Source organism: Actinoplanes sp. NPDC051470, assembly GCF_040682035.1.
GTDB lineage: Bacteria > Actinomycetota > Actinomycetes > Mycobacteriales > Micromonosporaceae > Actinoplanes.
Map to the genome: position 1 here is coordinate 153812 of NZ_JBFBAA010000006.1, position 26981 is coordinate 180792.

At 71.2% G+C, this 26981-nt stretch carries 29 protein-coding genes and 1 pseudogene; 16 read left to right on the forward strand and 14 right to left on the reverse strand.

The annotated features are described in order from the left end of the window. Positions 1-33: 33 nt before the first annotated feature. Complete coding sequence (locus tag AB0M54_RS13575; RefSeq protein WP_364471000.1) at positions 34-1878, forward strand: CheR family methyltransferase; 1845 nt, start codon at positions 34-36, stop codon at positions 1876-1878. Positions 1879-1925: 47 nt separating this feature from the next. Next, complete coding sequence (locus AB0M54_RS13580; RefSeq protein WP_364317444.1) at positions 1926-2651, forward strand: ATP-binding protein; 726 nt, start codon at positions 1926-1928, stop codon at positions 2649-2651. Here the strand turns inward: AB0M54_RS13580 and AB0M54_RS13585 are convergent. Further along, positions 2641-3825: a zinc-dependent alcohol dehydrogenase gene (locus AB0M54_RS13585; protein WP_364471002.1), complete on the reverse strand. Its 1185-nt coding sequence runs from the start codon at positions 3823-3825 to the stop codon at positions 2641-2643. The genes AB0M54_RS13580 and AB0M54_RS13585 overlap by 11 nt on opposite strands. A gap of 61 nt (positions 3826-3886) precedes the next feature. Here AB0M54_RS13585 and AB0M54_RS13590 point away from each other — a divergent pair, with 61 nt between their 5' ends. Together AB0M54_RS13590 and AB0M54_RS13595 are read left to right on the forward strand one after the other, a co-directional pair. Further along, entirely contained in the window at positions 3887-4690 is an 804-nt protein-coding gene (locus AB0M54_RS13590; protein ID WP_364317440.1) for an SDR family NAD(P)-dependent oxidoreductase, read from the forward strand. A gap of 18 nt (positions 4691-4708) precedes the next feature. Further along, positions 4709-5953, forward strand: a complete 1245-nt coding sequence (locus AB0M54_RS13595; protein WP_364471004.1) for a hypothetical protein — start codon at positions 4709-4711, stop codon at positions 5951-5953. On the opposite strand, the gene AB0M54_RS13600 is transcribed toward AB0M54_RS13595, so the two are convergent. After that, positions 5950-6219 carry a DUF6582 domain-containing protein gene (locus AB0M54_RS13600; protein WP_364317437.1) on the reverse strand — a complete coding sequence of 90 codons (270 nt, stop codon included), beginning with the start codon at positions 6217-6219 and terminating at the stop codon, positions 5950-5952. The two genes, AB0M54_RS13595 and AB0M54_RS13600, sit on opposite strands and share 4 nt — an antisense overlap. A gap of 41 nt (positions 6220-6260) precedes the next feature. On the opposite strand from AB0M54_RS13600, the gene AB0M54_RS13605 reads away from it, so the two are divergent. Then, entirely contained in the window at positions 6261-6614 is a 354-nt protein-coding gene (locus AB0M54_RS13605; RefSeq protein ID WP_364317436.1) for a VOC family protein, read from the forward strand. 18 nt (positions 6615-6632) lie between these two features. Here the strand turns inward: AB0M54_RS13605 and AB0M54_RS13610 are convergent, their stop codons facing one another. From AB0M54_RS13610 to AB0M54_RS13620, 3 genes are all read right to left on the reverse strand, one after another. Then, complete coding sequence (locus tag AB0M54_RS13610; RefSeq protein ID WP_364471007.1) at positions 6633-7718, reverse strand: sigma-70 family RNA polymerase sigma factor; 1086 nt, start codon at positions 7716-7718, stop codon at positions 6633-6635. 41 nt (positions 7719-7759) lie between these two features. Beyond that, positions 7760-8434, reverse strand: a complete 675-nt coding sequence (locus AB0M54_RS13615; protein ID WP_364471009.1) for a DUF6766 family protein — start codon at positions 8432-8434, stop codon at positions 7760-7762. A gap of 84 nt (positions 8435-8518) precedes the next feature. Beyond that, the gene (locus tag AB0M54_RS13620) at positions 8519-8914 is read right to left on the reverse strand and encodes a hypothetical protein (RefSeq protein ID WP_364471011.1); all 396 of its coding nucleotides are present in this window, start codon (positions 8912-8914) and stop codon (positions 8519-8521) included. A 76-nt stretch (positions 8915-8990) separates the two neighbouring features. On the opposite strand from AB0M54_RS13620, the gene AB0M54_RS13625 reads away from it, so the two are divergent. From AB0M54_RS13625 to AB0M54_RS13660, 8 genes are all read left to right on the forward strand, one after another. Next, the gene (locus AB0M54_RS13625; protein ID WP_364471013.1) at positions 8991-9827 is read left to right on the forward strand and encodes a Rieske 2Fe-2S domain-containing protein; all 837 of its coding nucleotides are present in this window, start codon (positions 8991-8993) and stop codon (positions 9825-9827) included. A 62-nt stretch (positions 9828-9889) separates the two neighbouring features. Further along, positions 9890-10741, forward strand: coding sequence for an ABC transporter permease (locus AB0M54_RS13630; protein ID WP_364471015.1), 852 nt, complete (start codon positions 9890-9892; stop codon positions 10739-10741). A 14-nt stretch (positions 10742-10755) separates the two neighbouring features. Continuing rightward, positions 10756-11775, forward strand: a complete 1020-nt coding sequence (locus AB0M54_RS13635) for an ABC transporter substrate-binding protein (RefSeq protein WP_364471017.1) — start codon at positions 10756-10758, stop codon at positions 11773-11775. Beyond that, positions 11762-12538, forward strand: a complete 777-nt coding sequence (locus tag AB0M54_RS13640) for an ABC transporter ATP-binding protein (protein WP_364471019.1) — start codon at positions 11762-11764, stop codon at positions 12536-12538. Before AB0M54_RS13635 ends, AB0M54_RS13640 begins: the two co-directional genes overlap by 14 nt. After that, complete coding sequence (locus tag AB0M54_RS13645; RefSeq protein WP_364471021.1) at positions 12535-13377, forward strand: TauD/TfdA family dioxygenase; 843 nt, start codon at positions 12535-12537, stop codon at positions 13375-13377. The genes AB0M54_RS13640 and AB0M54_RS13645 overlap by 4 nt, the downstream gene beginning before the upstream one ends. Before the next feature lie 9 nt (positions 13378-13386). After that, positions 13387-14058 carry a pentapeptide repeat-containing protein gene (locus AB0M54_RS13650; RefSeq protein ID WP_364317420.1) on the forward strand — a complete coding sequence of 224 codons (672 nt, stop codon included), beginning with the start codon at positions 13387-13389 and terminating at the stop codon, positions 14056-14058. Positions 14059-14267: 209 nt separating this feature from the next. Next, positions 14268-15419, forward strand: a complete 1152-nt coding sequence (locus tag AB0M54_RS13655) for an LLM class flavin-dependent oxidoreductase (protein WP_364471023.1) — start codon at positions 14268-14270, stop codon at positions 15417-15419. Next, positions 15416-15847 carry an MBL fold metallo-hydrolase gene (locus AB0M54_RS13660; protein ID WP_364471025.1) on the forward strand — a complete coding sequence of 144 codons (432 nt, stop codon included), beginning with the start codon at positions 15416-15418 and terminating at the stop codon, positions 15845-15847. Before AB0M54_RS13655 ends, AB0M54_RS13660 begins: the two co-directional genes overlap by 4 nt. 115 nt (positions 15848-15962) lie before the next feature. On the opposite strand, the gene AB0M54_RS13665 is transcribed toward AB0M54_RS13660, so the two are convergent. After that, positions 15963-16562: a TetR/AcrR family transcriptional regulator gene (locus AB0M54_RS13665; RefSeq protein ID WP_364317417.1), complete on the reverse strand. Its 600-nt coding sequence runs from the start codon at positions 16560-16562 to the stop codon at positions 15963-15965. A 77-nt stretch (positions 16563-16639) separates the two neighbouring features. Between AB0M54_RS13665 and AB0M54_RS13670 the strand changes: the two genes are divergently transcribed. The 3 genes from AB0M54_RS13670 to AB0M54_RS13680 all read left to right on the forward strand — a co-directional run bounded on the left by AB0M54_RS13670 (position 16640) and on the right by AB0M54_RS13680 (position 18234). Then, the gene (locus AB0M54_RS13670; protein WP_364471027.1) at positions 16640-17581 is read left to right on the forward strand and encodes an alpha/beta hydrolase; all 942 of its coding nucleotides are present in this window, start codon (positions 16640-16642) and stop codon (positions 17579-17581) included. A gap of 87 nt (positions 17582-17668) precedes the next feature. Beyond that, positions 17669-17866 carry a hypothetical protein gene (locus AB0M54_RS13675; RefSeq protein WP_364317413.1) on the forward strand — a complete coding sequence of 66 codons (198 nt, stop codon included), beginning with the start codon at positions 17669-17671 and terminating at the stop codon, positions 17864-17866. Next, entirely contained in the window at positions 17863-18234 is a 372-nt protein-coding gene (locus AB0M54_RS13680; RefSeq protein ID WP_364471029.1) for a zinc-binding dehydrogenase, read from the forward strand. The genes AB0M54_RS13675 and AB0M54_RS13680 overlap by 4 nt, the downstream gene beginning before the upstream one ends. 181 nt (positions 18235-18415) lie before the next feature. Here the strand turns inward: AB0M54_RS13680 and AB0M54_RS13685 are convergent. The 8 genes and pseudogenes from AB0M54_RS13685 to AB0M54_RS13720 all read right to left on the reverse strand — a co-directional run. Continuing rightward, a pseudogene (locus AB0M54_RS13685) lies at positions 18416-18688 on the reverse strand (helix-turn-helix transcriptional regulator); the annotation flags it as partial. 102 nt (positions 18689-18790) lie between these two features. Beyond that, entirely contained in the window at positions 18791-20269 is a 1479-nt protein-coding gene (locus AB0M54_RS13690) for a cytochrome P450 (RefSeq protein ID WP_364471031.1), read from the reverse strand. A 301-nt stretch (positions 20270-20570) separates the two neighbouring features. Beyond that, a complete protein-coding gene (locus AB0M54_RS13695; RefSeq protein ID WP_364471033.1) occupies positions 20571-21794 on the reverse strand; it encodes an ABC transporter permease in 1224 nt (407 codons plus the stop codon). Continuing rightward, positions 21791-22528 carry an ABC transporter ATP-binding protein gene (locus AB0M54_RS13700; protein ID WP_364471034.1) on the reverse strand — a complete coding sequence of 246 codons (738 nt, stop codon included), beginning with the start codon at positions 22526-22528 and terminating at the stop codon, positions 21791-21793. The genes AB0M54_RS13695 and AB0M54_RS13700 overlap by 4 nt, the downstream gene beginning before the upstream one ends. Further along, positions 22525-23778 carry an efflux RND transporter periplasmic adaptor subunit gene (locus AB0M54_RS13705; protein ID WP_364471036.1) on the reverse strand — a complete coding sequence of 418 codons (1254 nt, stop codon included), beginning with the start codon at positions 23776-23778 and terminating at the stop codon, positions 22525-22527. Before AB0M54_RS13705 ends, AB0M54_RS13700 begins: the two co-directional genes overlap by 4 nt. Continuing rightward, positions 23775-24377: a hypothetical protein gene (locus AB0M54_RS13710; RefSeq protein WP_364471038.1), complete on the reverse strand. Its 603-nt coding sequence runs from the start codon at positions 24375-24377 to the stop codon at positions 23775-23777. The genes AB0M54_RS13705 and AB0M54_RS13710 overlap by 4 nt, the downstream gene beginning before the upstream one ends. 35 nt (positions 24378-24412) lie before the next feature. Continuing rightward, a complete protein-coding gene (locus AB0M54_RS13715; protein WP_364317402.1) occupies positions 24413-26242 on the reverse strand; it encodes a HAMP domain-containing sensor histidine kinase in 1830 nt (609 codons plus the stop codon). After that, on the reverse strand, positions 26232-26927 hold the full coding sequence (locus tag AB0M54_RS13720) for a response regulator transcription factor (RefSeq protein WP_364317401.1): 696 nt from the start codon (positions 26925-26927) through the stop codon (positions 26232-26234). The genes AB0M54_RS13715 and AB0M54_RS13720 overlap by 11 nt, the downstream gene beginning before the upstream one ends. Between the last annotated feature and the right edge of the window lie 54 nt (positions 26928-26981).

The following is a 26981-nucleotide window of genomic DNA, read 5'->3' on the forward strand; positions in this document are numbered from 1 at the left end:
CGTCATCGCGCCGCTGACGCACCGGAAGGCCTCATGGAACCCACCGATCCCGGCTTCGAATCGCTGCTGACCTATCTCAAAGAGGTGCGGGGCTTCGACTTCACCGGCTACAAGCGGTCCAGCCTGGTGCGCCGGGTCGATCGGCGGCTCAGCCAGGTCGACGTGGCCGGCTACCCGGACTACCTCGACCACCTCCAGGTTCACCCGGACGAGTTCACCGCGCTGTTCAACACGATCCTGATCAACGTGACCGGCTTCTTCCGCGACCTGGACGCGTGGGACTACCTGCGGGCCGAGGTGCTCGGCCCGCTGCTGGCGGCCAAGCCCCCGGAAGCGGTGATCCGGATCTGGTGTGCCGGCTGCGCGTCCGGCGAGGAGGCCTACACGCTGGCCATGGTGCTGGCCGAGACGATGGGGCCGGAGGCGTTCCGGGACCGCGTCAAGATCTATGCCACCGACGTCGACGAGGAGCAGCTCAACGACGCGCGGCAGGCCGTGTACACCGCGCGGGACATCGAGGCGGTGCCGGCCGAGCTGCGGAAACGCTATTTCGAGCCGGCCGGCGACCGCTTCATGTTCCGCAAGGACATCCGGCGCTGCGTGATCTTCGGTCGCAACGACCTGGTGCAGGACGCGCCGATCTCCCGGATCGACCTGCTGACCTGCCGTAACACGCTGATGTACTTCAACGCGGAGACGCAGGCCAAGATCCTCCGCCGGTTCCACTTCGCCCTGAACGACGGCGGGGCCCTGTTCCTGGGCAAGGCCGAGATGCTGCTCAGCCACGGCCGGTTGTTCACGCCGGTCGACCTCAAGCGCCGGGTGTTCCGCCGGGCGCCGCGGGCGACGCCACCGGCCGGGTCCGATCCCGCCGACTACCCGCGACTGCCACCAGGCCCGATGACCCACCTCGATCAGCTGCGGAGCGAGGCGTTCGCGGTGAACCCGCTGGCCCAGATGGTGCTCACCGCCGACGGGTTGATCGCGATCACCAACCGCCAGCTGGAGAAGGTGTTCGGCGTCTCGACCCGGGACGTCGGCCGCCCGTTCCGCGATCTCGACCTGTCGTACCGCCCGGTCGAATTGCGGCGCTCGATCGAGCAGGCCCAGGTCGAGCGCCGGACGGTGCGTGTCACCGGCGTCGAATGGAACCGGGGTGGCGACATCACCCACCTGGAGGTGCAGCTCAGCCCCCTCACCGATGCCGACGGCAGCCTGCTCGGCGTGCACGTGGTCTTCCAGGACGTCACCGTCGCGCGGCACCTCCAGGACGACCTGGAGCACGCCAACCAGCAGCTCGAGACCGCGTACGAGGAACTGCAGTCGACCAACGAGGAGCTGGAGACCACCAACGAGGAACTGCAGTCGACCGTGGAGGAGCTGGAGACCACCAACGAGGAGCTCCAGTCGACCAACGAGGAGCTGGAGACCATCAACGAGGAGCTCCAGTCCACCAACGACGAGCTGCAGACCATCAATGACCAGCTCCGGTTCAGCACCGACCAGCTGGACGAGACCAACGCGTTCCTCGATGCCGTGCTGACCAGCCTGCGCGCGGGCGTCGCCGTGGTCGACCAGGACCTGCGGATCCGGACGTGGAACCGGCAGGCCGTGGAGCTCTGGGGCCTGCGTCCCAACGAGGTGATCGGCCAGCACTTCCTCAACCTGGACATCGGCCTGCCGTTCGAGCGGCTGCGGCCGATGCTGCGCGGGGCGCTGGCCGGGGAGCCGGGGGAGGCCCAGATCGAGGCCGTCAACCGGCGCGGCCGCGCGGTTCTCGTCCGCGTGTCGTGCGTTCCGCTGGGACCGGCCAACGCCTCGGAGGGCAAGGACGGTGCGATCATCGCGATGGAGTCCACCGAGGCGAGAAGCGTTTGACCGGGACAACCCGGGGAACGCGATCTCGGTAGGGAAGGCGGGCACATATGGCGGTCACCTGCGTGGTCACGGACCACGAGGCCGGTCTTCAGGTCGCGCTGAGCGGCTCGCTGACCATGTCCGACGTGGGCTCGTTGCGGCTGCGCCTGTTCAAGTGCCTGGCCGAGCAGCCGCACGCCCTGTTCGTGGAGTTGTCCGAGCTGACCGTGGCGGAACCGCTGGCGCTGACGGTGCTCGCCGCGGTGTCCCGGCAGGCCGCCCGCTGGCCCGGCATCCCGGTGCTGCTGTGTGCTCCGGCGGCGCTGGTCGGCGCGATGCTGGCCCGGCCGGCGTACCGCCGGCTCCCGGTGTTCCCGACCATCGAGAGGGCGGCGGCCCAGGTGGACGACTATCGGCACAGCCTGCCCTCGATCTCTGATCAGCTGCTGCCGATCGCGGGCGCGGTGCGGGAGGCGCGCGGCCTCGCCACTGAGGCCTGCCTCCGCTGGGAGCTGCCCGGCCTGGTCGGCCCGGCCAGCCTGATCGTGGACGAGATGGTCAGCAACGTCGCCGATCATGCGAACACGATGGCGACGTTGCGTCTGACCCTGCGTCCGAACTTCCTGATGATGGCCGTCGAGGACGGCTCGTCCGAGCCGCCGGTGCCGTCGGACGACCCGCGTGCCGTGCGCGGCCGTGGTCTGCTGCTGATTCAGGCCATGGCGCACAGCTGGGGCTGGCTGCCCACCGAGGGCGGCAAGGTGGTCTGGGCGACGCTCGCCGTCACGGCTTGAGCACGACCTTGATGCAGCCGTCCTGCTTGTTCTTGAAGATGTCGTACGCGTGCGGCGCCTCGTCCAGCGGCAGCCGGTGGGTGACCAGGTCGTCCACGCCCAGCGGGTCGTCGTCGCCGGTCAGCAGCGGCATGATGTCGTCGACCCAGCGCTTCACGTGGGCCTGACCCATCCGCATGGTCACGCCCTTGTCGAACAGGTCCATCATCGGGAACGGGTCGGCCTCACCGCCGTAGACGCCGATGATCGAGATCGTGCCGGCCCGCCGTACGCTCGCGAAAGCGGTCCGCAGCGCGGCCATCCGGTCGACGCCGAACGTCTCGGTGGCCTTGCGCGCCAGCGGGTCCGGCAGCAGGCCGGCCGCCTTCATCGCGGCCGACTGGAACGGCGTGCCGTGCGCCTCCATGCCGACCGCCTCGATCACGCCGTCGGCGCCGCGCCCGTGGGTGAGGTCGAGCACGGCGGCCGGGATGTCGTCGATCGAGTCGAAGTTCAGCACCTCGATGCCGTGCCTTTCGGCCATGGTGATCCGCTCGCGGACGTTGTCCACCGCGATGACCCGCCCGGCGCCCAGGTGGCGGGCGATGCGGGCGCACATCTGGCCGATCGGGCCGAGCCCGGTGACCAGCACGGTGTCGCCCGGCTGGACGTCGGCGAACTTGACCGCCTGCCACGAGGTGGTCAGCACGTCGGAGAGGAACAGGTAGCGCTCGTCCGGGTGCCCGTCCGGCACCTTGATCGGGCCGAACTGCGCCTGCGGAACCCGCAGGTACTCGGCCTGGCCGCCGGGCACCTGCCCGTACAGCTTGGTGTAGCCGAACAGCGAGGCGCCCTTGTGCTGGTCCTTGACCTGGGTGGTCTCGCACTGGGCGTAGAAGCCGCGGGAGCACATCCAGCAGTGCCCGCAGGAGATGTTGAACGGGATCACCACCCGGTCGCCGGGCTTGATGTGGGTGACCCCGGCGCCGACCTCCTCGACGATGCCCATCGGCTCGTGCCCGAGGACATCACCCTTGTCCAGGTACATCCCGAGCACGTCGTACAGGTGCAGGTCGGACCCGCAGATCGCCGTGGAGGTGATGCGTACGACCGCGTCGGTCGGCTCCTGGATCTTCGGGTCGGGGACGGTTTCGACGGCGACCTTGCCGGTGCCTTGCCAGGTGAGTGCTCGCATGTCTGGCGGATGCCCGGACGCCGACGCGTTAATCATGGCCCGCGCGGGGGATGCAGTCAGCATGACAACACCAGACACACGAGAGTTCGCCGTGATCACCGGCGCGTCCAGCGGCATCGGGTACGAGCTGGCCAAGCAGTTCGCCCAGCACGACTACGACCTGCTCGTCGTGGCCGAGGACGCGGGAATCCACGAGAAGGCGGCCGAGCTGGGCGCGACCGCCGTGCAGGCCGACCTGGCCACCTACGAGGGTTGTGAGGAGGTCTATCGCGCGGTGATCGGCACCGGGCGGCGGCTGGACGCCCTGGCGCTCAACGCCGGTCGCGGCCTCGGCGGCGACTTCGTCCGCGAGACCGACCTGATCGAAGAGATCAACATCATCGACGTGAACGTGACGTCGACCGTCCACCTGGCCAAGCGCCTGCTCCCGGAGATGCTGGAGCACGGCGGCCAGGTGCTGTTCACGTCGTCGATCGCGTCCATGATGCCGGGCACCTACCAGGCGGTCTACAACGCGTCCAAGTCGTTCGTGCAGTCGTTCGCCGAGGCGTTGCGGGACGAGCTGCGGGACACCGACGTCTCGGTGACCGCGCTGATGCCCGGGCCGACCGACACCAACTTCTTCCACCGCGCCGAGATGGACGACACCCCGGTCGGCGCCGGCTCGAAGGACGACCCGGCGCTGGTCGCCAAGCAGGGCTTCGAGGCGATGCGGAAGGGCAAGGAGAAGGTGGTCGCGGGCTCGGTGAAGACCAAGGTGCAGGGTACGGCGTCCAAGGTGATGCCGGACAGCGCCAAGGCGGCCATGCACCGGAAGATGGCCGAGCCGGGCGGCGCCACCGACGGAGAGCAATTGCAAGGATGAGTTATCGTCTTCGACCTGATGACGAAACGGTTGCGTATCATCGTGGTCGCGATGCTGGTGATGCTGGCGGGGGCGTGGGTCGGCGCCTTCGCCGGCAGCCGCCTGGCCTGGGAGTTCGCCCCTGACCTGCCCTCCGGGGCGGCGGCCGGGCGGCTCAAGGAGACGGCGTTCCCGGGGCTTCAGGTCTACGGGGGCGGGAACGCGAAGATCATCGAGCCGTACGGCGACGGTGAGGGCATCCGCTACGGCTCGGTCGGCTACTGGGTCAAGCACACCACCGCGACCCAGGACGTGGCGGCGTACAGCGCCGGCGTCCGGCAGCGGCTCACCGCGGCGGGCTGGACGGTGCACGACTACGACGTGGCCACCCCCGAGGCCCTGGTCGACGGCGGCAACGCGTACGACGCCACGTTCTGGGCCACCCGCCCCGGCCTGGTCCTGAGCTTCTCCGACCACTTCTGGACCGGGCGCCCGGCGTACGACTCGACCGGCGCCGCCGCCTTCGACCTGTGGCGCCAGGAACCGTCGTGGATGCCCGCGGCGGCCTGGGGCGGCGCGATCGGCGGCGCGGCGATCGTCCTGCTGCTGACCATGTGGGTCTACCGCCGGGCCCGGCCCGCCGCCCGGGGCCCGCTCACCGTCGGCGCCCTGGTCTCGGTGGCCCTGATGCTGCCGAGCACCCTGACCCCCGGTCAGGAGACCCCGATGGACGGTCCCTGGTGGGGCGGCTTCTACTACTTCGGGCTCGGCCCGGCCGTCCTGGCCGCGATCATCTGCGGCGCGATCCTGCTGTACGCGCTGACCCGCGAACCGGCCGTCCGCGCGACCGTCCGATTCCTGGCCCGCCGGCCGCGCGTCGTCGGGGCGGTGGCCCTGGTCGCGCTGCTCGCCGCCGTGCTGCCGTGGGGGCTGCGGATGGCCGGTGTCCCGCCGTGCGAACCCAGCGGGCTGCCGGCCGAGGCCCGGGACAGCACCCACGTGAAGATCTTCGTGAGCAACACGTCCACCCCGCAGGAGCGGGCGCTGATCGACGCGGCGATCTTCCGCAGCCGCGCCGGCAGCCTGGGCGAGCTGGTCTGGGAGCCGAGCTCGTCCGGGTTCCGGGAGACCTACTGCGGCGGCGGGCCGGTGCCCGACGAAGCGGTCGCCACGCTGCCGTACTACTTCGATGTGGACCTGTCGAACACGGCCACCTTCCCCGCCCTGACCGACGAGGTGGCCGGCCTGGCCGGGGTGGTGGCCGTGCGGCGTACGGCCGACTAGCCGGCGCTCGGCTTGCCGAGGTCCTGCCAGCGCGTCTCGGTCATCTCGACGCCGTGCTTCTTGGCCGCCCGCTTGATCCGGCGGAACGCTTCCTCGCGCTCGGCGTCACTCACGTCGCGGACCTGATCGAACCGCGCGATGGCGTTCCGGACGTGCCGGGCGTCGTTGAGCGGCTCCTTGCGAACCCGCGGGAACGCGAAGGTGCTGTCCGGCATCGCGTTCCGTTCGGCCGCGTCCAGTTCGTTGCTCTTCGTCTTTCCAGCCATGTCGGTGACATACCCCGTCCCGAGCCGGGTATGCACGGACGATGGCTGTGCTGGAGAAGACCGTCATTGATTGCCCCGACCCTCGTGAGCTGGCCGCCTTCTACGCCGCGGTGCTCGGCATGCGGGTCAACGAGGACAGCCCCGACTGGGTGGTGATCGGCGTCGAGCCGGGCGCCCGGCAGCTGGCGTTCCAGCGCGCCGAGAAGTGGGTGCCGCCGAGCTGGCCCGACCCGGACCACCCGCAGCAGCTGCACCTCGACATCCGGGTCGACGACGTCGAGGCGGCTCAGGAGCGGGTGCTCGCCCTGGGCGCGACGCTGCTCGACGACACCCCCGACCGAGGATTCCGGGTGTACGCCGACCCGGCCGGTCACCCGTTCTGCCTGGTCTTCTGAACGGGCCGCGGCGGCCGTTCAGCGCAATGCGGACCTGAGGGCGTCGAGCACTGCTCGCACCGTCGGCTGCACGCCGGCGAGCCGCAGGTCCACCCCGGCCATCCCGGCGGCCCGGGCGGCGTCGGCCAGCACCGCCACGCCGGCCGCGTCCATCAGCGGCACCCCGGTCAGGTCGAGCACAACGGTGTCGCCCCGCCCGGCCGCGCCGACGACCTGGATCAGGCAGGTCCGGAGCGACCCGGCGGTGTCCCGGTCGACCTCGCCCCGCACCCGCACGGTCGGCACCCCGGCGGCCCGCCGGACCGTGAGGTCCCACGCCGTCCCCTCGACACCCGGCCAGGTCGGGGCCGCGTCGCTCAGCATCGACTCCCGTAGCCAGGTCAGGGCCCGGGCGAGCAGCCGCGACACGTGCATCTGGGAGACCCCGAACTCGGCGGCGATCTCCTGCTGGGTGCGGTTGCCGTGGAAGCGCAGGGCGAGCATGCGCTGCTCGCGGGCGGGCAGGCGACGGAGGAGGACGGCCAGCGTCAGCCGGTCGTCGGCCGACGCGAGATCCGGGTCGGCGCCGCCGTACAGGTCGCCCAGCTCGTCCCCCTCGCCCTCCCGGATCGGGGCGTTGAGCGAGGCGGTGGTGTGCCCGGCGGACGAGAGGAGCGCCTCGTCGACCGCGGCCACGGTCGCACCGACCCGGTCGGCGATCTCGGCCGTGGTGGGCGGCCGGAACAGCTCGCCGGTCAGGTCGCGGACGGCCCGGCCGACGGCCAAGCCGAGATCCTGGACCCGGCGGGTGACGTGCACGCCCCAGGTCCGGTCGCGGAAGTGCTTCTTGAGCTCGCCGTGCATGGTGAGGGCGGCGTACGCGGTGAACGACCCGCGGTCCGGCTCGTACCGGTCGATGGCCTTGACCAGCGCCATCCGCGACACCTGTTCGAGGTCGTCGAGCGGCTCGCCGCGCCCGGCGTAGCGGTGCGCGAGCCGGTCGGCGAAGGGCAGGCAGTAGTGGATGAAGTCGTCGCGACGGGCCGGACGCTCGCCGGCGGCATATTCTGCCGCGGCGAGATCGAGGTCGTCATCCCGGGCTGCGGCGATGCGGAGATCTACCACGCACTGCCGGGTGCCCGCGCGCGTGCCCCTTAAACGCCGTTCTATCCTTCGATCCCGGTAGCGGTGTGCGGGGTGCCGACCGGCTTCGACTCGGGAGAGCCGCGCTGGCGCAGGTAGATCGCCAGGATGGCGAAGGAGGCGACCGCGAGCAGCTCGGACTGCCAGTTCTGCAGCGTGCGGTTCCAGAAGTCCGGTTCGGTCAGGTAGCGCGCCCACGAGACCGGGTCGTGCTGGTCACCGAGGCGCTCCTCGTTGAAGGCGGCCGCCCCGGCGATCGACTGGGCCAGCCACGAGCCCAGGAAGATCACACCCATCGCGAAGCCGAGCGAGTTGCTGTAGAGCCGGGTGCGCCAGCCGCCGGTGCGGGCCCAGCGCGGCGACTGCTCCTCGGCGTACGCGCCGATCTTCTGCTCCTTGTCCGACTCGAGGCCGGACTGGCCGGGCGCCTTGGACTCGGGCGACCCCTTCTGGATCAGGAACACGGTCAGCACCACGTAGAGGAAGAACTGGAGGTATTCGGACTGCCAGTTCTCGGCCACGTCGGCGCCGAAGCTGGCCGAGGTCACGTAACGGCCCAGGCTGATCGGTGGCAGGCCCTCGGTGAGCTGCCGCTGGTTGAAGTCGGCGTGCCCGGCCAGCGCCTGCAGACCGAGCACGACCAGGAACAGGCCGCCGAAGACCAGCCCGAGCGAGTTGTCCCGCAGCCGCCGCCTCATCGGTGCAGCACCCCCAGCGCGGTGAAGTACACCAGTCCGACCACGACGACCACGAGAGTCAGCACGAACAACGCCCGCATCGCGTCACCCCTCCAGCTCGCAGTCGTAGGGCCGGCCACCGCCGCGCGCGGTGCACCCGGCGGCGACGACCCGCCAGCCACCGGGGAAGGCGGCCAGGAACACGGTGTCGCCGGCGAGCTTGACCTGCGCCTGCTGGCCGTACACCGCGGTGCGGGTGACCCGGCCCGGCTGATCGGGGAGATCTTCGTCCAGGATCGCCTCGGCGCACGGCTGATCGTCCGCGACCGACGCCGCGGTGTCCGGGGCCAGCAGGTCACAGGCGGCGCGGCCGTCACTCGCGCCGAGCGCGGCGTACAGCCGCTCGGCGACCTCATCCGCGGCCTGCTCCCGGCCACCGGCCGGGGAGCAGGCGGTCAGCAGGGCCAGCGCGGTGACGCCGGCCAGGACCGATCTGATCACGAGCCGACATTAGTCCCCGGCACGATTGGGGCGGCGCATCGGGGGAATGCGTGTTGTCATGCAGATCCTCCGCCGCGTGGAAGAAGCCCGGTTCCTGGACGCTCCCGGTGACAAGCTGCAGAGCGCGGTCACGGCCGCGACGAAGCCGCAGCGTCTGAAGGATTTCCTGCACGGCGCCTGGCTGGGCCATCCGCTGCATCCGGTGCTGGTGCAGTTCCCGATCGGCTCGTTCGCGTCGGCCGCCCTGCTCGACCTGCTGCCGGGCCGGGGGAGCGGGCGGGCGGCCACGACGCTGATCGCGGCCGGGCTGGCGGGCTCGGCGCCGGCCATGGCGGCCGGGCTGCAGGACTGGTCGCAGATGGGCCCGGAGCGCCGCCGCGTCGGACTGGTGCACGCGGCGGTCAACAGCGTCGCGCTCGGGCTCTACGCCGGGTCGCTGGTCGCGCGCCTCCGGGGCCGTGCGGGGCTGGGCAAACTCCTCGGGTACGCCGGGCTGTCCACCGCCGGCCTCGGCGCCTACCTCGGCGGCCACCTGGCGTACGCGCAGGCCGGCGGCACCAACCAGGCCGCGCCGGAGACCATCCGGGTGCCCGAGGAGTGGACCGTGATCGGCTCCCTGGCCGACCTGCCGGACGGCAAGCCGGTGGTCCGGACGGTGGCCGACGTGCCCCTGCTCGTCTACCGGCTGGGCGACCGGGTCACCGCGATGATCGAGCGGTGCAGCCACGAGACCGGTCCGCTGGGCGACGGCGAGGTGCGTGGCCAGGCCCGCGACGCCTGCGTGGTCTGCCCGTGGCACGGCAGCACGTTCCGGCTGATCGACGGCAAGGTGGTGCACGGGCCGGCCGCGAACGACCAGCCGTTGCTGCGGACCCGGGTCACCGGCGGCTCGGTCGAGGTCAGCTCGCGCTGACATGTGTTACAGACCTGTGTAGCCCATTGCCATTAAGTCCATCGGCAACATAGGAATTGGGGGTGACCACCACCCTCACGGCGCCCGCGCCGGCCGACACCGGGCCCCGACCCGGCGCCCTGGCCCCGCGCGGTGGCCGGCGACGCCGCGTGCTGTTGCGACTGCTGTCGCTGGCCGTCCTCTATGCCCTGTGGGAGATCACCGCGCGGGTCATGCGGAACCCGACGTTCATCCCGGCGCCCGCGGCCGTCTGGCACCAGCTGATCGAGACCTCGACCGTCCATGACGGCGTCCGCGGCTACAGCGGTCACCTGCTGATCGAGCACCTCGGGGTCAGCCTGCGCCGGATCCTGATCGGCTCGGTCGTCGGCGTCGGGGCCGGCCTGGTCGCCGGGGTGGTGATGGGCACGGTCAGCTGGATCCGGGTGGTCGCCGAGCCGGTGGTCACCTTCGTCCGGGCGCTGCCGCCGCTGGCGTACTTCAGCCTCTTCATCATCTGGTTCGGCATCGACGAGACGCCCAAGCTGTGGCTGCTGGCGATCGCCGCCATGCCGCCGGTGGCGGTGGCGACCGCCTCGGCGGTCTACTCGGCGCCGACCGGCCTGGTCGAGGCGGCCCGGGCGCTGGGCGCCGGCCGGGGGCAGGTGATCCGGGACGTGGTGCTGCCCAGCGCCCTGCCCGAGATCTTCACCGGCATCCGGCTGGCGGTCGGCATCGCGTACTCGTCGGTGGTCGCGGCCGAGACCATCAACGGCATCCCCGGCATCGGCGGCATGGTCCGCGACGCCCAGCGTTACTCACAGACCGACGTGGTCGTCCTCGGCCTCTTCGCCATCGGCCTCTCCGGCCTGCTGATCGACGCCCTGCTGCGGACGGCCGAGAACCGGCTGATCCCGTGGCGGGGCCGTGCATAGAAACGGAACCTCCCGTGCGTAAAGCCCTCGCTCTTCTGACGGTCCTGTTCCTGGCCGCCTGCGGCAACGGCGCCGCCAGTGGCGGCCCGGCCGCCGACGCGAAGACCATCCGGATCGCCTACCAGGCCTTCCCCAGCGGTGACCTGGTCGTGAAGAACCAGGGGCTGCTCGAGAAGGCACTGCCCGATTACAAGATCACCTGGACCAAGTTCGACTCCGGGGCCAGCATCAACACGGCGTTCGTGGCCGGCAGCGTGGACATCGCCGCGATCGGGTCCAGCCCGGTCGCCCGCGGGCTGTCCGCCCCGTTGAACATCCCGTACCAGGTGGCCTTCGTCCTCGACGTTGCGGGCGACAACGAGGCGCTGGTCGCCCGCAACGGCAGCGGCGTCACCGACGTCGCCGGGCTGCGCGGCAAGAAGGTGGCCACGCCGTTCGCCTCGACCTCGCACTACAGCCTGCTCGCCGCGCTCGACCAGGCCGGGGTCAAGGAGTCCGAGCTCACGATCGTCGACCTGGAGCCGCAGGACATCCTGGCCGCCTGGACCCGGGGCGACATCGACGCGGCGTACTCGTGGCTGCCGTCCCTGGACGAGCTCAAGAAGACCGGCAAGGTCCTGATCAGCAGCCGCCAGCTCGCCACCGCGGGCAAGCCGACGCTCGACCTGGGCGTGGTGTCGACCGCGTTCATCCAGGCCCACCCGGAGGCGGTGGACGCGTGGCGCAAGGCCGAGGCGCAGGCGCTGAACCTGATCGGGAGTGACCCGGCGGCCGCGTCGAAGTCGATCGGGGCCGAGCTCAACCTCAGCCCCGAGGAGGCGCAGAAGCAGCTCAGCCAGGGCGTCTACCTCAAGCCGGCCTACCTGGCGAGCGCCGAGTGGCTGGGCACCGACGCCAAGGTCGGCAAGCTGGCCGACAACCTGGTCAGCGCGGCCCAGTTCCTCAAGGACCAGCAGAAGATCGACGCGGTGCCGACGCTCGAAACCGTCCAGAAGGCCGTGTACGTGAAGGGGCTGCCCGATGTCCTCGGCTGACCCGGCCGTCGCGATCACCGGCGTCGAGCACTCCTACGGCGACGTCACCGCGGTCGGCCCGGTCGACCTGACCGTGCCCGAGGGCGAGTTCCTGGTCCTGGTCGGGGCGTCGGGCTGCGGCAAGAGCACGCTGCTGCGGCTGATCGCCGGCTTCGAGCAGCCGACCCGGGGAACCGTGGTGACGGCCGGGAAGCCGCCGGTGCCCGGGCGGGGGGCCGGGATCGTGTTCCAGCAGCCGCGGCTGTTCCCCTGGAAGACCGTGGGCGGCAACGTCGCCCTGGCGTTGCGCTACGCCGGCCTCTCCTCCGGGAGTTCCCAGGTCGACGAGCTGTTGACCAGGGTCGGCCTGCACGACGTGGCCCACCGGCGGGTCTGGGAGATCTCCGGCGGGCAGCAGCAGCGGGTGGCGATCGCCCGGGCCATCGCGGTGGAGAACCCGCTGCTCCTGCTGGACGAGCCGTTCGCGGCGCTGGACGCGCTCACCCGCGAGCGTCTCCAGGAAGATCTGCGCAACGTCAGCGGGGCCACCGGCCGGACGTCCGTCTTCGTCACCCACAGCGTGGACGAGGCGGTGTTCCTGGGCAGCCGGGTCGTGGTGCTCAGCGCCCGGCCCGGCCGGGTCGTCCTCGACCTGCCGATCGAGCTGCCCCGCAGCGGGATCGCCCCGGACGAACTGCGCGGCCTGCCGGCCTATGCCGCCCTGCGATCCGAGATCGGCCACGCCGTGCGTGCCGCCGCCCGTCTGGAAGGAACCTCGGTATGAGCGACCTCGAACCGCTGAGCCCGCACTTCGGTGCGATCGTCCACGGGCTCGACCTGCTGACCGCGTCCGACGACGACGTCAAGGCGCTGCGGGCCGCCCTGGTCGACCGCAAGGTGCTGTTCCTGCGCGACCAGAAGCTGGACGACGACGCCCAGGTCGACCTGGGCCGGCGGATCGGCGAGCTGACCGCCTCGCACCCGGTGGTCGGCGGCGTCGACGCGGCCCACCCCGAGGTGTACGCCCTGGACAGCACCGACAACGGCTTCGCCGACGTGTGGCACACCGACGTCACGTTCATGAAGCGGCCGCCGCTCGGCTCGATCCTGCGCTCGGTGATCCTCCCGCCGACCGGCGGCGACACCAACTGGGCCGACTCCCAGCTGGCCTACGACTCGCTGGCCGCGCCCGTGCGGCGGCTGGCCGACCAGCTCACCGCCGTGCACGACGGCACCCGCGAGTTCGGCTACTACCTGGCCCAGCGCCGCGGCGGCCAGGGCAACGAGTGGGACGGCGAGATCGTCACCAAGCTCGACCCGGTCGAGCATCCGGTGGTGCGGGTGCATCCCGAGACCGGCCGCAAGGGCATCTTCGTCAACCCGGGCTTCACGTCGCACATCGTCGGTGTGTCCGAGTTCGAGAGCCGCGCCATCCTCGACCTGCTCTACGCCCACCTGACCAAGCCCGAGCACATCGTCCGGCACCGCTGGCGCCTCGGCGACGTGGCCCTGTGGGACAACCGCAGCACGTCCCACTACGCCAACCGCGACTACGGCACCGAGCGCCGGGTCATGCACCGGATCACCCTCCGCGGCGACATCCCGAAGGGTCCCACCGGCTAACCTGGCGGCGTGAATCGCCGTACCCCACGCCCGGGGCCGCCGAAACGGCCCCAGGCGCCCGCCGATCTCCGGCTCGCCGAGGGCGTCCAGCTCGATCTCGCCGACGAGCAGACGGTCAAGCAGGTCGCCTACGACGAGAGCGACCTCTCCGGCGTGCGGGCCGAGGGGGTCGAGTTCCTCCAGTGCCGGTTCCGCAAGGCGCGCCTCGCCGGGTCGGAGCTCGACCGGTTGCGGATGGCCGACTGCCTGGTCGAGACGTCCGACCTGTCGAACCTGCGGGCGAAACGCAGCGCGATGGAGCGGGTGCGGGTGACCGGCGCCCGACTGACCGGGCTGGCCTGGAACGACGGCGTGGTCATCGACGCGACCTTCACCGACTGCAAGATCGACCTGGCCAACTGGCGGTTCACCCGCTTCGCCGCGGTGACCTTCGAGACGTGCAACCTGTCCAGGGCCGACTTCGGCCAGGCCGACCTGCGCGGCGCGACCTTCGTCGACTGTGACCTGTCGGGGGCCCAGTTCGACCAGGCGCGGATGGCGGGTTGCCGGTTCCGGCACTGTGAGCTGGACGGGGTCGGCGGCATCACGAGCTGGGCCGGCGCGATCGTGCACCCGGACGACCTGCCGGCGTTGTCCCGCGCTCTCGCCGGCGCGCTGGGCATCGCCATCTCAGCCGAGTGAGGCCAGGCAGCTGATCAGGCGGTCCACGCTCCTCGACCCGGTGCAGCCCGGCCAGCGCCGACCGGAACAGGCTGACCAGGGCGTTCTCGCCGCTGCGGTCGGCGCCGGCGAGGGCCCGGCAGGCGGCGGCCAGGGCGGCCGCGCCGATTCCGTACGGTCAGCATTGACTAACCCTATCGAGTAGATAGGGATTGTGGGTAGGGTGAGGTATGGACTTCCACTGGTTTCTCCCGACCAACGGCGACAGCCGGGACATCGTCGGCGGCGGCCACGGCACGCCGGTCGGTTCGGCCGGCGGCGTCCGGCCGCTGACCGTCGGTTACCTCGGCCAGATCGCCCGCAGCGCCGAGCAGCTCGGCTTCACCGGGGCGCTCACGCCGACCGGGGCCTGGTGCGAGGACGCGTGGCTGGCCACGGCCATGCTGACCGAGGTCACCGAGCGCCTGAAGTTCCTGGTCGCCTTCCGCCCCGGCCTGATCTCGCCGACCCTGGCCGCCCAGATGGCGTCCACCTTCCAGCGGCTGTCCGGCGGGCGGCTCCTGCTCAACGTGGTCACCGGGGGCGAGGCGGCCGAGCAGCGCTCGTACGGCGACTTCCTCAGCAAGGACGAGCGGTACGCCCGCACCGACGAGTTCCTCAGCATCATCCGGGCCCTGTGGCAGGGCCAGACCGTCACCCACGAGGGCAAACACCTGCACGTCGAGGGCGCCCGGCTCAGCCGCCTACCCGACCCGATCCCTTCCATCTACTTCGGCGGTTCCTCGGCGGCCGCCGGCCCGGTGGCCGTGAATCATGCGGGCGTTTATCTGACGTGGGGAGAACCACCGGCCCAGGTGGCCGAGAAGCTGGCCTGGATCCGCGGCCTCGGCGGCGACCACCTGCGCTTCGGCATCCGCCTGCACGTGATCACCCGGGACACCGCCGAGCAGGCCTGGGCCGAGGCCGACCGCCTGCTCCAGGGCATCTCGCCGGACGCGATCGCGGCGGTGCAGGCCGGGCTGCGCCGCAGCGAGTCGGTCGGGCAACAGCGCATGCTCGCCCTGCACGGCGGCTCCCGCGACGGCCTGCTGGTCTCGCCGAACCTGTGGGCCGGCGTCGGCCTGGTCCGCGGCGGCGCGGGAACCGCCCTGGTCGGCAGCCACACCGAGGTCGCCGACCGGATTAAGGAGTACGCGGCGCTCGGCATCGACGAGTTCATCCTCTCCGGCTACCCGCATCTCGAGGAGGCGTACTGGTTCGGCGAGGGTGTGCTCCCCGAACTGACCCGCCGCGGTCTCTGGCGCCATCCGGACAGAACCGAGACCCTGACGTCCGTGCCGTTCGCGGGCATCGCGCAGCCCGAACCCACGGCGGCCTCATGAACGTGACCGTGGTGGAGACCTCGTCCCTGGGCGACCGGACGTACCTGCTGCATCACGGTGACGTCGCGGTCGTGATCGACCCCCAGCGCGACATCGACCGGGTGCTCGCGGCCGCGGGCCGGCTGGGCGTACGCATCACCCACGTCGCCGAGACCCACCTGCACAACGACTACGTGTCCGGCGGTCTGGCCCTGGCCCGGGTCACCGGCGCGGCCTACCTGGGCCGCCGCGGGCGCCAGCCTGCTGCTGCGCGCCGGCCACCACGTGGTCCACGTCGACGACCAGTGGGACAACGCCGTGGCGGCCGGCCTCACGTCATGAGCGAGTGGGGCGAGTCCGACTACCGAGGCTGCGGCCAGCTCTTCCTGGCCGCGGCCCTGATGCTCGTCAGTTGCTTCGGCGGTCTTCTGTGGCTGCTGATCCGCTGACTACGAGCCGGCCCGCGACCTGCTCGACCTTCCCGGACCGGTGCTCCACCACCTCGGCAACCACGACATGAGCGGCCCCGGCTCGCCGCCCTGGTCGCGGCCGCTCCTGGCGGAGTCAGCAGTCATCAGGCGGGGGCCAGATCGTCATGATCGACCGCGCGGTCGCCTCGAGCTCGTTCCGGTCGGCGCCGTCGCGGGACCGCATGGACATGCCCAGCACGGTGGTCCAGATCACCGCGGCCAGCGCATCCGGGTCCATGTCTCGTGGCAGCTCACCGGCGTCGGCCGCCGCGCGCATCTCGCGTCGCAGGCGTTCCTGCACCGATGACCGCAACTCGGCGAGCCGTGCGAGCAGCGTAGGTTCCCCGGTCGGCACCGCCATGGTGTTCACCATGCAGCCCTTCGGCAGTCCCGGCGTCGAGTAGAACCGCGCGATGCCCAGCAGCATCGCGGCGATCGCGTCCCGCCTGGCACCCGGCGCCTCGAGCGTCAGGTCGAGGAACCGGACGAAGCGGTCGTAGTAGAGGTCCAGAACCTCGAGAAACAGGGCGCGTTTGTCGCCGAATGCCGCGTACAGGCTCGGCGGTCTGATGCCCAGGCGGCGGGTCAGATCGGCGATCGAGGTCGACTCGAACCCCTGCTCCCAGAACGCCTGCAGCGCATCCTCGAGTGCGACGGTGCGGTCGAATCCACGTGGTCGCCCCAACGCTGCCATGCGCCGATTCTATAACACCGAATACAGATCTCTGGTAGCGTCCTTCTGTAGTCACCGCTACAGATCGGAGCACCTCCATGAAGCAGGCGCACATCGCGTCCAACGGCATCACGCTGAACGTCGTCGAGGAAGGCGAAGGCCCCGCAGTGCTGTTCGTGCACGGCTTCCCCGACGGTTGGCGGGGCTGGCGCCGGCAGATGTCAGCGGTCGCGGCCGCGGGTTACCGCGCGATATCGCTTGATACGCGAGGCTACGGCGGCACATCCAAGCCCGAGGATCCCGCGCTCTACACGGTCTTCTACCACGTCGGGGACCTCGTCGGCGTTCTCGCGGAACTCGGGATCGAGCGCGCCACCCTGGTCGGGCACGACTTCGGGGCGACGGTGAGCTGGAGCGCGGCGATGATGCGGCCGGATCTGTTCGACGCGGTCTTCTGTCTCAGCGTCCCGCCGGTGCTACCGGGTGGTCCCAGCATGCTCGAGCGGCTGAAGTCCGCTGGCAAGGAGGACGACTTCTACATGTTCAGGCAGATGCGGCCGGAGGCCGACAGGGAGTGGGCGGACGCCGCCACGACCCTGCCCGGCATGCTCTACTGGACATCGGGCCTGCCCGATGCTTCCGAGGCATGGGATCCGATGGACCCGAAGAAGAGCCTCAACCGGCCGTCGCCGATCGGCATTCCGCCCTTCGCCAACCGGGAGGACGTCGAGGCGGCGATCGCCGGCTTCGAACGCGACGGCTTCCACGGCCCGCTCAACATCTACCGCGCCATGCAGCCCTACTTCGACGAGGCAAAAGCCTTCGCCGGGGCGACAATCCAACAGCCCGCCTTCTTCGCGTTCGGCACAGCGGACGGCACAGTAAAGATGCGAGCGTTCAAGGAGGAGGATGTCGCCAGGACCGTGCCGAACCTCAAGGGGTTCCTGCCGATAGCGGGTGTGGGTCACTGGCCACAGCTCGAGGCGTCGGAGATCGTGAACGAGGCGCTGGTCGGCTTTCTCGGCAGCAGGAAAGCCTGAGGAGCATCGTTGAGGTGAGCCGGGGGCCTTGCGGGTAACCGGGTAAAGGTTTTTTGACGTCGACCGCACCTGAGCCGAGGAGGAGCAATGGCCGACAACACCATGCGGGCCGTCACCCAGCGCGAGTTCGGTGGACCCGAGGTGCTGACCGTGGAACGGGCGCCGCGGCCGGAGCCGTTGCCCACCGAGGTGCTGGTGCGCGTGACCGCGGCGGGGATCAACCCGGTCGACTGGAAGACGCGCGCCGGCACGAGTGGCTCGCGAGCCTCGGCGCCGACGAGATGATCGACTACCACGCCACCCGGTTCGAAGACGTGGCCGAGGATGTCGACGTCGTGCTCGATCTGGTGGGCGGGGAGACCGGCGTACGGTCGCTGCGAACTCTGCGGCCCGGGGGGCTCGTCATCGCCGTACCCAGCGGGGTCTCGGCCGAGCTCGCGACGGCCGCGCAGCAGGCCGGTAAGCGCGCCACCGGCATCCTGGTCGAGCCCGACGGCGCGGCCCTGACCACCATCGCGGCCCTGATCGACGCGGGCGCGGTGGCCGCCGAGGTCGACGAGGTGTTCCCGCTGGCCGACACGGCCGAGGCACACCGGCGCGGCGAGACCGGGCGCACCCGGGGCAAGCTGGTCCTCCGGGTCGCGGAGGACTGAGCGCGTCGATGTTCCGCTCGACCCGCCGGGCGCCGACCACTTGTCGGCCGGCCGGTCGAGGACCGCGCGGCACCGGCGTCGGGAGCGCGGCCGAGGGGATGAGGAACCGCCGCAGGTCAGGCGCGGTCGGGGGCCTGCCGCGTGTCCGCGGCCGGGGCGGCCCAGCTGGCCAGCAGGCCAGCCGGGCCAGGTCGTACAGGTGCTCGCGTTCGGCCTCGTCCAGGCGCAGGGCCCGGGCCAGCGAGTCCAGCACGCTCTCGGAGACGCCGGCGAGGTTGCCGCGTTCGAGACGCGTGTAGTAGTCGACGCTGACCCCGGCGAGCATGGCGACTTCCTCGCGGCGCAGCCCGGCGACGCGACGGTTCCCGCCGTAGAACGGCAGCCCGGCCTGCTCCGGGGTGATCCGGGCGCGGCGGGTGGTGAGGAAGTCGCGGGTCTCGCTGCGGTGGTCCATGCGTTCGACGGTACGTCCGCGGACCTTGATGCTGGGAGGTTCTGTCCGTACCCCGCTCGGGCTCGCCGAGACTTACTCGCGTCCGGTGCCGAACCGCAGGCTCTACAACGGATTCCCGTCGGGGCTCGGGCCTGCGGCCGGCCCGGAAGGGAGCGGGCCCGCTGAGGCTGGTTCCCGCGGGGCCGGGCGCAGGCGGACACCCAGGTTGGTGGGCAACAGTGCGAACGTCTCGCGTTCACCCACCGGTCCGGCGGACGAGTCGGGCTCGATGGTGTACGCGTGGCAGGTCATCGCCACGATCAAGGTCGCCTCCAGGAGCCCGAGCTGGCGGCCCGGGCAGAAGCGGGGACCGCTGCCGAACGGCACATACGGCTGGGCGTTCGACTCTGCCTCGGGATTCGGGGCGAGCCACCGCTGCGGACGGAAGGCGCCGGGTTCAGGGTACCGGGCGGCGTCGGTGGCCGAGCCGTACGTCTGCAGCACGAAGATCGGGGTGCCGCGCTCGAGATGCAACCGCGTGTCGCCGTCGCCGACCGTGGTGTCGGCCAGCGGTTGCATGATGACGAACGGCGACGGCGGCCGCAGCCGAATCGCCTCATGCACCACCGCCTCGGCGAAGGGCAGGCGGGCCAGCATCGAGAAGTCGCCGGGGGCGCCGTCGGGTCCGAACACCGCGGCGGTTTCGGCACGTACCCGCTGCTGCGCCTCGGGATGGGTAGCAAGGTAGTGAAGCGCCCACGCGGCGGCGGCCGCGGTGGGTTCCTCACCGGCCACGATCATGGTGAGCACGCTGCCCACCACGTCGTCCTCGCCGAGCGGGTCCTCGCCGTCGCCGTCGGCCTTGGCGAGGGCGGTGAGGTAGTCGTGGGGTTCACCGCCGGCCGCCATCAGGTCCCTGGCCTCGGCGTAGCGGTCCAGGATCAGGGCGCGGGCCTGGGCGATGGCCGCGTCGGCCCGGCGGTCGGCCGGCAGCCGTACGTACCGCCAGTACGGCACCGGGCTGTTCAACCGGCGCCGCAGTGTCTCGAACACCAGCGGCAGGCGCAGGTCGCCATCGGCTCCGCCGGAGGCGCCGAGGTCGTGATTCATGGTGACACCGACGGCCACCTCGAGCGTGTAGCGGGTCAGGTCCTCGAGGACATCGATCCGTTCGCCGCGAGCGGCAGCGGCGCCCCACCGGTCCGTCAGCCGCCCGGCCGACCGCAGGATCGTCCCGAACGACTGCCGCAGGTAGCGGGTGGACAGGCCACGGGTGGCTACCCGGCGCAACCGTCGCCAGTCCTCGCCCTCGGCGCTGAACAGGCCGTAGCCGCCGAGCTCGTCGATCAGGTCGGACACGAACTGACCCCGGCGGAACATTTCCGGCCGGTCCCGCAGCACCGTCCGGATGATCGCCGGCGCGGACGTGACGACGGCCGTCACCCCGGGCAGGCGCATCCGGTACGTCGGGCCGTACCGCTCGTGCCATCGGTACAGCGCCCGGTGCGGCGTGCCGCCCCGGGCGAAACCGAGCAGGTTGCCCAGTCCAGGCAGGCCGCGCGGCCCGTCCAGGTCGACGACGGTCGATGGATCGGTGTGCATGCCGACAGTCAACAGTGGTCAGCCGGCCGTTGCCCGGACCGCCTGGACGATCGGGTATGAAGGTTCAACCGAAGTGTCCGGCTGTACACCCTCGCCGCTGAGCAGGGCCGGCGACACGGCGTTCCTGCTCACCGGCCGGCAAGGCGATGAGGGTCGTCCACATCGTGTCGCGGACGGTTAGCTCGGCCGCCCCGAGGGTGGGGCCGGGCACCGGGTGGCTGCCGTAGAGCCAGGCGGCCGTCACGGCGCGGGCGCGCACCACGTCGAGGTAGGTGCTGTTCTCGTTCCGGACGCACAGCGTCTAGGTCGTCGCGAGGGCTTGGGTGGGGGTGAGACGGGCCGCGCGGACTGCCGGGTAGACCCCGGCGACCGCGCCGACCACGAGCGCCCCGCCGAGGCCCGCCGCCATGGTGGGAAGCGGAACGACGATCGGCCACCCCTGGTAGAGGGCGTAGCCGGCCGTCGCCGCGGCACCCAGTAGCGTCCCGGCCACCCCGCCGAGCCCGGACAGGGCGACGGACTCGGTGAGGAACTGACCACGGATCTGTCCCCGGTTGGCGCCGAGGGCGCGGCGCAGGCCGATGTCACGGCGCCGCTCCAGGACCGAGACGATCATGGTGTTCGCGACTCCGACGCCGCCGACCAGCAGGGCGATCGCGGCCAGACCCAGCAGCAGCGAGGAGAACACCTGGTGGGTGGCGCGTTTGGCGGCCAGCGCGTCCGAGGGGCGGCTGACCTGGGCTCGGCCGGGCAACTGGGGGTTCAGCGTGGCGGGCAGCACGTCGCGTACGGCGTCGATCTCCGACTCTTGCGCGCGGACGTAGACGACGGTGGACCGGCCGTCGAAGGCGAGCTTCGCCCGCGCGGCGTCCCAGCCGACGAACGCGGCCCGATCCAGTTCGGGGGTCAGCGGCGTCGGGTTGAGGACGCCGATGACGGCGAACCAGTGACGTCCTATATAGACCAGCGGGGACGGCGCGCCGCGGTCGATGCGGGTGATGCCGAGCCGGGTCGCGGCGACCGAGCCGAGGACCACGGTGGGCTGCTTGTCCATGGCGGGGTCGAGGAACCGGCCGGAGCTCAGTCCGGCGTTGACGGCGTCGAGGAGATTGTCGGTGCTCGCGAGCACGGCGACGCCGGAATAGTCGGCGTCGCCGTTGCGGTCGTTGCGCGAGACGGTGCTGTGGGTGTTGGCGACGCCTGCGGCGGCTTCCACCGGCCTGATCCGGGCCGCCATGCTGACCGCTTCCGGGGGGAATGAGGCGTCCTCGGCATCGGCGGCGGTCGCACTCACCTCCAGCAGGTTCGGGCCCAGCCTTTCCAGCTCAGCATCGAGCGCGCGCTGGCTCGCGGCCGGAATTCCCGTGACGACGACCAGCGTGGCGATGCCGAGCGCGATGCCGAGCGCGGACAACACCGCGCGCATCGGGCGGGTACGGATGCCGAGCAGCCCGAGGCTCACCAGCTCCAGCGGGCGCAGCCGCACCGGCCGCACATCGACCGTCCGGTATGTCGTAGCGCTCATCTCGGCATCCTGACCGTTTCGTCGAGACTCGCGGCGCCAGCCCCGGTGAGCCGGCTGTCGGAGACGACCCGACCGTCGCGCAGTTCGATCCGGCGGGGCAGGCTCGCGGCGATGTCACGGTCGTGAGTGATGACGGCGATGGTGGTGCCCTCCTCGTTCAGCCGGCGCAGCAACGCCAGCACCGCCTGCCCGGTGACGGTGTCCAGGGCGCCCGTCGGTTCGTCGGCCAGGACGAGAGCGGGGCCGTTGGCGAGAGCCCGGGCGATCGCGACGCGCTGCCGTTCCCCGCCGGACAGTTCGTGGGGCCGATGTTCGACCCGGTGTCCGAGCCCGACTCGCTCCAGCGCCGCCACGGCGAGCCGGCGCCGCTCCCGCCGGGTGACGCCGGCGTAGATCAGACCGGTGGCCACGTTCTCCGCGGCGGTGAGCCCGTCGGCGAGGTGGAACTGCTGGAAGATGAAGCCGAGCCACCGGCTGCGTACGGCGGAGAGCTGCCGGTCGGACAGGGCGGTGACGTCGCGACCACCGAGCTCCACCCGGCCGCTGGTCGGCCGGTCGAGGGTGCCCATGACGTTGAGCAGGGTCGACTTCCCGGAGCCGGACGGGCCGACGATCGCGATGAGTTCGCCGGGCCGGATCGTGACCGAGACCCCGTCGAGCGCGCGGACGCCACCGGAGTACGCCATGATCGCGTCGGAGACGACGAGGACCGGATCGGCCAGGCCGGTCGTCATGATGCGGTCACCACGGTCATGCCTTCGCGCACGCCGGCCCCGCTGACCTCGACGTCGCCGCCGGCGAACAGGCCCGTCCGGACGGCGATGAGCCGGCCGTCCGGCAGTTGCAGGCAGTAGCCGCCCTCGTGGAGCGCCAGTAGCGCGCCGACGGGGACGGTGAGCACGCCCTTGCGAACCTCGGCCGTGAATCCGACCTGGATGCTGCTGCCGTCGGCGGCTTTCACCGCGTTCGGGTCGTCCGCGGTGACGGTCACGGTCACCTTCGCGTCGGAGCCCTGATCGGCGCCGTCCTCCGGGGGCGGTGGCTGGGTCACCGTGCGTACCGTGCCGCGAGCCGACCTACTGTCCGAGGTGGTCAGATTGACCTTCTGGCCGGCCTTGACGCCGGCGGCGGCGGCCGGGTCGATCGACACGTTGATCACGCGCTCGGTGGAGGCGAGGGTGAGCAGGCTGCCGCTGGCCGGGTCGCCGACGCGGGCCGTCACGGCGGCGACGCGGACCTTGCGGGGCTCGACGACCACGTCGGCCGGCCCCACCGTTCCGGTCGCGGGCAGGCCCACATCCAGCTGCCACCGCTTCACGGCCTGCACCAGGGCCAACGTCAACTCGGCGGCGCCTTTCCGGAGGACCACGGCTGCCCCGGGGCCGCCCCGAGATCCGGACGCGTCACTCGACTTCGCCGGCGGCCCACCCTGGCCGCTGCCCTTGGACCCGGCGGCGTCCTTGCTGCCCTGGTCGACAGCATCGGCGGAGCCGTCCGCCGAGGTCGCAGGGTCACCGGCCGGCGGGTGCAGCGTGGTGCCGACCTCCGGCTGGTGGCCCGTACGGTAGCCGAGGGCCGACAGATTGTCCCGGAGAACCTTGACGTCCGCGCCCACCAGGCCGACCTGGTCCAGGGAGCGGAACAGCGGGGTCGAGCCGTACAGGAGGATGACCGGCCGGTCACCGACCCGGAGCAGCTGCTGGCCTCGGCCGATGGTGGCGCCCACCGGGGGCAGCCCGGTGACCCGGCCGTCGCTCAGGTCTTTCACCACGTGCGGCGCCGCATAGCCGACCGTGCCGTGCTGTCCGACGCTCGTCGACAGGTCGGCCTTGGTCACCTTGGTGGTGGCGGCCGCGACGACGGCCACCGGCCCGGACGATGAGTGGTGTCGTCCCCGCCACCCCACGACCACCGCGGCCGATGCCACCAGCACTGTCGCGGTGGCCGCCGCCACGATCAGGCGGCGGCCGCGTCGATGGCTCATTTGGCGAAGGCCTTCATTTCGCACTGCTTGTAGGTGTTGTCGAAGGCCTGGTCGGTGGTCTTTCCGTCGGCGGGGCTGGCCGTCAGATTGATCTCACCACCGTCCAGATTCTCCACCGTCACCTTCATCCCGGCATCGCGCAGGCAGTCGGCCCAGGCCTTCATGCCGTCCGCGTAATGCGGATTCCGCTTCGGGTCTTCCTCCGGCGGCCCGAGCGGCTCCTTGTCGGCGCACTTCTTCTTCGGCTCGGCGAAACGTGGGTCCGGTTTGTGATCCCGGGTGGAAGTGTCCGGAAGGATGTCGCCGGGCTGCCAGCCCGGCTCGTCCTTGGCCTTCGTCGCCTCGTACATCGGCGCTCCGGCATCTTTCAAGCAGTGGTACCAGACCTGGTTTATCCGCCACCGCTCGGCGTCGCTCGTGTCAAGCCGTAGCTGCGGGCGACCACCGGCCGCATCCGCCGCGGCCGACGTCTGGACCGTCGGACTTCCGCTGGCGAGAGTGGCCACCGACGTGTCGGCGGTCTTGTCCTTGCCGCAGCCGCCCACGGCCAACGCAACGGCGACCGAGAACGCGGCGCCCAGGAGCAGGTGTTTTCGCATGCCGGGCACTGTGCTCGGCCGATGTCAAGATCGGGTTAACGCCCGCCCTCGACGTCGCGGGCGGCGGCCGGCGGGTAGGGCAGAGACAGAACGAAGCGGCTGCCCTGGCCCGGTGTGCTCGTCACGCTGACCTGTCCGCCGTGCAGCCGGGCGATCTGCTGCACGATCGCCAGGCCCAGCCCGCTGCCGCCGGTGTCCCGGCTGCGCGAGGAGTCCGCCCGCCAGAACCGGTCGAAGACATGAGGCAGGTCGTCCGCGGCGATGCCGGTTCCGGTGTCGGCCACCTCCAGCGACAACCAGTCACCAGTCACGGCGCCCCGAAGGGTGACAATTCCCCCGGCTGGGGTGTGCCGCAGCGCGTTGGACAGCAGATTGCCCAGTGCCTGCCGCAGCCGCACCGGGTCGACGGGAAGCAGCGGGCTCCCCACCACCCGCACGCGCAGCGTGACGCCGGCCGCCCCGGCGATTCCCTCGTGAGCCGTCACCACCTGGTCGAGAAGTGCGGCGACCGGCACCGGCTCGGGCCGCAACATCAGCTCACCCGCATCCCCGGCGGCCAGGTCGCGAAGGTCCTCGATGATGTGCTGGAGTTGTCGGGTCTCGTTCAGCAGGGCGGAGGCGAGCGCCGGATCGGACAGCGGATTGGCGAGCCCGTCCTCGATCGCCTCCAGCCAGCCGCGAATGTTGGTCACCGGGGTGCGCAGCTCGTGGGCCACATCTCGAACCACGGCCTGCCGCTGCTCGTCGGCTCGACGCCGCCGCTGCGACAGCTCGTTGAACGCCCCGGCGAGGATGCCGATCTCGTCCTTCCTTCGAACCGCGACGGCGGGAGCGTCGCCGTTCGGGCTGCTCGCCGCGGCGGTCAGTGCGCGCAGCGGCCGCACGAGCCGTGCGGCGAGGAGCATCGTCACGGCGATGGAAACGGCCAGCACGGCCGCGGTCACCTCGGCGATCCGTTCCACATTGCCTCGTGACAGCCGAAAGGAGCTGGTGCTGTGGCCGTCGGGATCGGTCACGAACAAGAGAGCCGGGGGAGCGACGTACGGTCGCAGCTGTTCACGCCGGGCCAACGCGACACAGGTCTGGGCAGCGCCGTCGACAGAGCTGCGGCGGTCGCCGGCCTCCCAGGTGAAGTCGAGATAAACCCTGACCGTCTCGGTCACCCCGTGCTCGCCGAGGCACCGGTTGACCATGGTCTGCAGCGCTTCCAGGGCCTTGGTCTCCGTCGGCGTCACGGGGATCGAGTTGTCGTCGGCCCGACATCGGCTGGCGAGATCGGCTTGGAACGGCGACGGATCGGCCCAGGCCGCGACCACGCGGCCGTTCGGCTCGTTGTTCAGCGGCGGAGGGTCGGATCCTCGGGCACCGATACAGGCCTGCACGTCCAGCGCGCGTTTGCGGGTCACTTCCTTCTCCGCGTCGGTCAAGGCGAAGGGGCCGACGGCGCGGGAGTCGATACCGGAGCGGCCGGGATCCAGGGTGGGATCCGTCTGCAGCGGGTCGAGCCGGACCGAAGGCTCGGCGGGCAGGATGCTCTCGCCCGTACCGGAGCGAAGGAGGACCTTGCGGCGCAGGTCGGTCACCGTCAGTTGCCGACCGGAACGCCCGGCCAGCTCCGCGACCAGATTCTCGGCCCCGTTCCAGGTGTGATTCGTCGCCGCGTAGTACATCAGCGAGTCGTAGATCGTGGCGCCGTCCCCCAGCGCCCGGCCCTGCGCCTGCTGGATGGCTGTCGTGGTCCGGCCGACCGCCAACCAGGTGGCCGCCACGATCGACCCGATGGAGATCAACACCGAGATGGCCACCAGACGGACGAACAGGCTGTGCCGCCACGACATCCGCGCCGGCGCCGTCCTAGCCGGCACTGTCCCGCTCTCGCAACTTGTATCCCACTCCGATCACCGTCAGGAGATGCACCGGGCGATCGGACCTCGGCTCGATCTTCTTGCGCAGATTCCGTACATGTACGTCGATGGTGCGGGTGGTGCTCTCCCGTTCCGCGCCGCTCGTCCGATTCAGAAGCTCCTGCCGGGTGAACACGCGCCCCGGCCGGCCGGCCAGCGCCGCCAGAATCTCGAATTCCGCCCCGGTGCAGGTGACGGGTTGCCCGTCCATCCACACCTCCCGGCGGCCCAGGTCCAGCCGGAGCGGGCCGGCCGTCAGCACCGCGTCCGGCTCGCTCGCGGGTCGTGCCCGGCGTAGCAGCGTGCGGACCCGGGCGGTCAGTTCCCGAGCGCTGTACGGCTTGGTCATGTAGTCGTCGGCACCCATGTCGAGCCCGCGCAGCAGGTCGGCCTCCGCCGACCGGGCCGTCAGCATCAGCACCAGGACCGCGGACTCCCGGCGCAGCATCTGACACGCCGACATGCCGTCCAGGCCGGGCATCATCACATCCAGCACGATCAGATCGGGATGGTGCTGGCGGGCGGCGTCGACCGCCGCCCAGCCGTCCCGGGCCAGCATCGTGGTGTGACCGTCGTGCTCCAGGTAACGGCGCACCAGCTCGGCCTGCATCGGATGGTCTTCGGCGATGAGGACGTGAGCGCACACGGCGACAGGGTAGCTCGGGCCCGCACTCGGTCTCGCCGATGTCCGGCCGGTCGC

Bases quoted from the DNA above. Each gene is read 5' to 3' on its own strand.
- AB0M54_RS13575 (WP_364471000.1), top strand. From the start codon at position 34: ATGGAACCCACCGATCCCGGCTTCGAATCGCTGCTGACCTATCTCAAA.
- AB0M54_RS13580 (WP_364317444.1), top strand. From the start codon at position 1,926: ATGGCGGTCACCTGCGTGGTCACGGACCACGAGGCCGGTCTTCAGGTC.
- AB0M54_RS13585 (WP_364471002.1), bottom strand. From the start codon at position 3,825: ATGCGAGCACTCACCTGGCAAGGCACCGGCAAGGTCGCCGTCGAAACC.
- AB0M54_RS13590 (WP_364317440.1), top strand. From the start codon at position 3,887: ATGACAACACCAGACACACGAGAGTTCGCCGTGATCACCGGCGCGTCC.
- AB0M54_RS13595 (WP_364471004.1), top strand. From the start codon at position 4,709: ATGACGAAACGGTTGCGTATCATCGTGGTCGCGATGCTGGTGATGCTG.
- AB0M54_RS13600 (WP_364317437.1), bottom strand. From the start codon at position 6,219: ATGGCTGGAAAGACGAAGAGCAACGAACTGGACGCGGCCGAACGGAAC.
- AB0M54_RS13605 (WP_364317436.1), top strand. From the start codon at position 6,261: ATGGCTGTGCTGGAGAAGACCGTCATTGATTGCCCCGACCCTCGTGAG.
- AB0M54_RS13615 (WP_364471009.1), bottom strand. From the start codon at position 8,434: ATGAGGCGGCGGCTGCGGGACAACTCGCTCGGGCTGGTCTTCGGCGGC.
- AB0M54_RS13640 (WP_364471019.1), top strand. From the start codon at position 11,762: ATGTCCTCGGCTGACCCGGCCGTCGCGATCACCGGCGTCGAGCACTCC.
- AB0M54_RS13645 (WP_364471021.1), top strand. From the start codon at position 12,535: ATGAGCGACCTCGAACCGCTGAGCCCGCACTTCGGTGCGATCGTCCAC.
- AB0M54_RS13655 (WP_364471023.1), top strand. From the start codon at position 14,268: ATGGACTTCCACTGGTTTCTCCCGACCAACGGCGACAGCCGGGACATC.
- AB0M54_RS13660 (WP_364471025.1), top strand. From the start codon at position 15,416: ATGAACGTGACCGTGGTGGAGACCTCGTCCCTGGGCGACCGGACGTAC.
- AB0M54_RS13665 (WP_364317417.1), bottom strand. From the start codon at position 16,562: ATGGCAGCGTTGGGGCGACCACGTGGATTCGACCGCACCGTCGCACTC.
- AB0M54_RS13670 (WP_364471027.1), top strand. From the start codon at position 16,640: ATGAAGCAGGCGCACATCGCGTCCAACGGCATCACGCTGAACGTCGTC.
- AB0M54_RS13675 (WP_364317413.1), top strand. From the start codon at position 17,669: ATGGCCGACAACACCATGCGGGCCGTCACCCAGCGCGAGTTCGGTGGA.
- AB0M54_RS13680 (WP_364471029.1), top strand. From the start codon at position 17,863: ATGATCGACTACCACGCCACCCGGTTCGAAGACGTGGCCGAGGATGTC.
- AB0M54_RS13690 (WP_364471031.1), bottom strand. From the start codon at position 20,269: ATGCACACCGATCCATCGACCGTCGTCGACCTGGACGGGCCGCGCGGC.
- AB0M54_RS13695 (WP_364471033.1), bottom strand. From the start codon at position 21,794: ATGAGCGCTACGACATACCGGACGGTCGATGTGCGGCCGGTGCGGCTG.
- AB0M54_RS13700 (WP_364471034.1), bottom strand. From the start codon at position 22,528: ATGACGACCGGCCTGGCCGATCCGGTCCTCGTCGTCTCCGACGCGATC.
- AB0M54_RS13705 (WP_364471036.1), bottom strand. From the start codon at position 23,778: ATGAGCCATCGACGCGGCCGCCGCCTGATCGTGGCGGCGGCCACCGCG.
- AB0M54_RS13710 (WP_364471038.1), bottom strand. From the start codon at position 24,377: ATGCGAAAACACCTGCTCCTGGGCGCCGCGTTCTCGGTCGCCGTTGCG.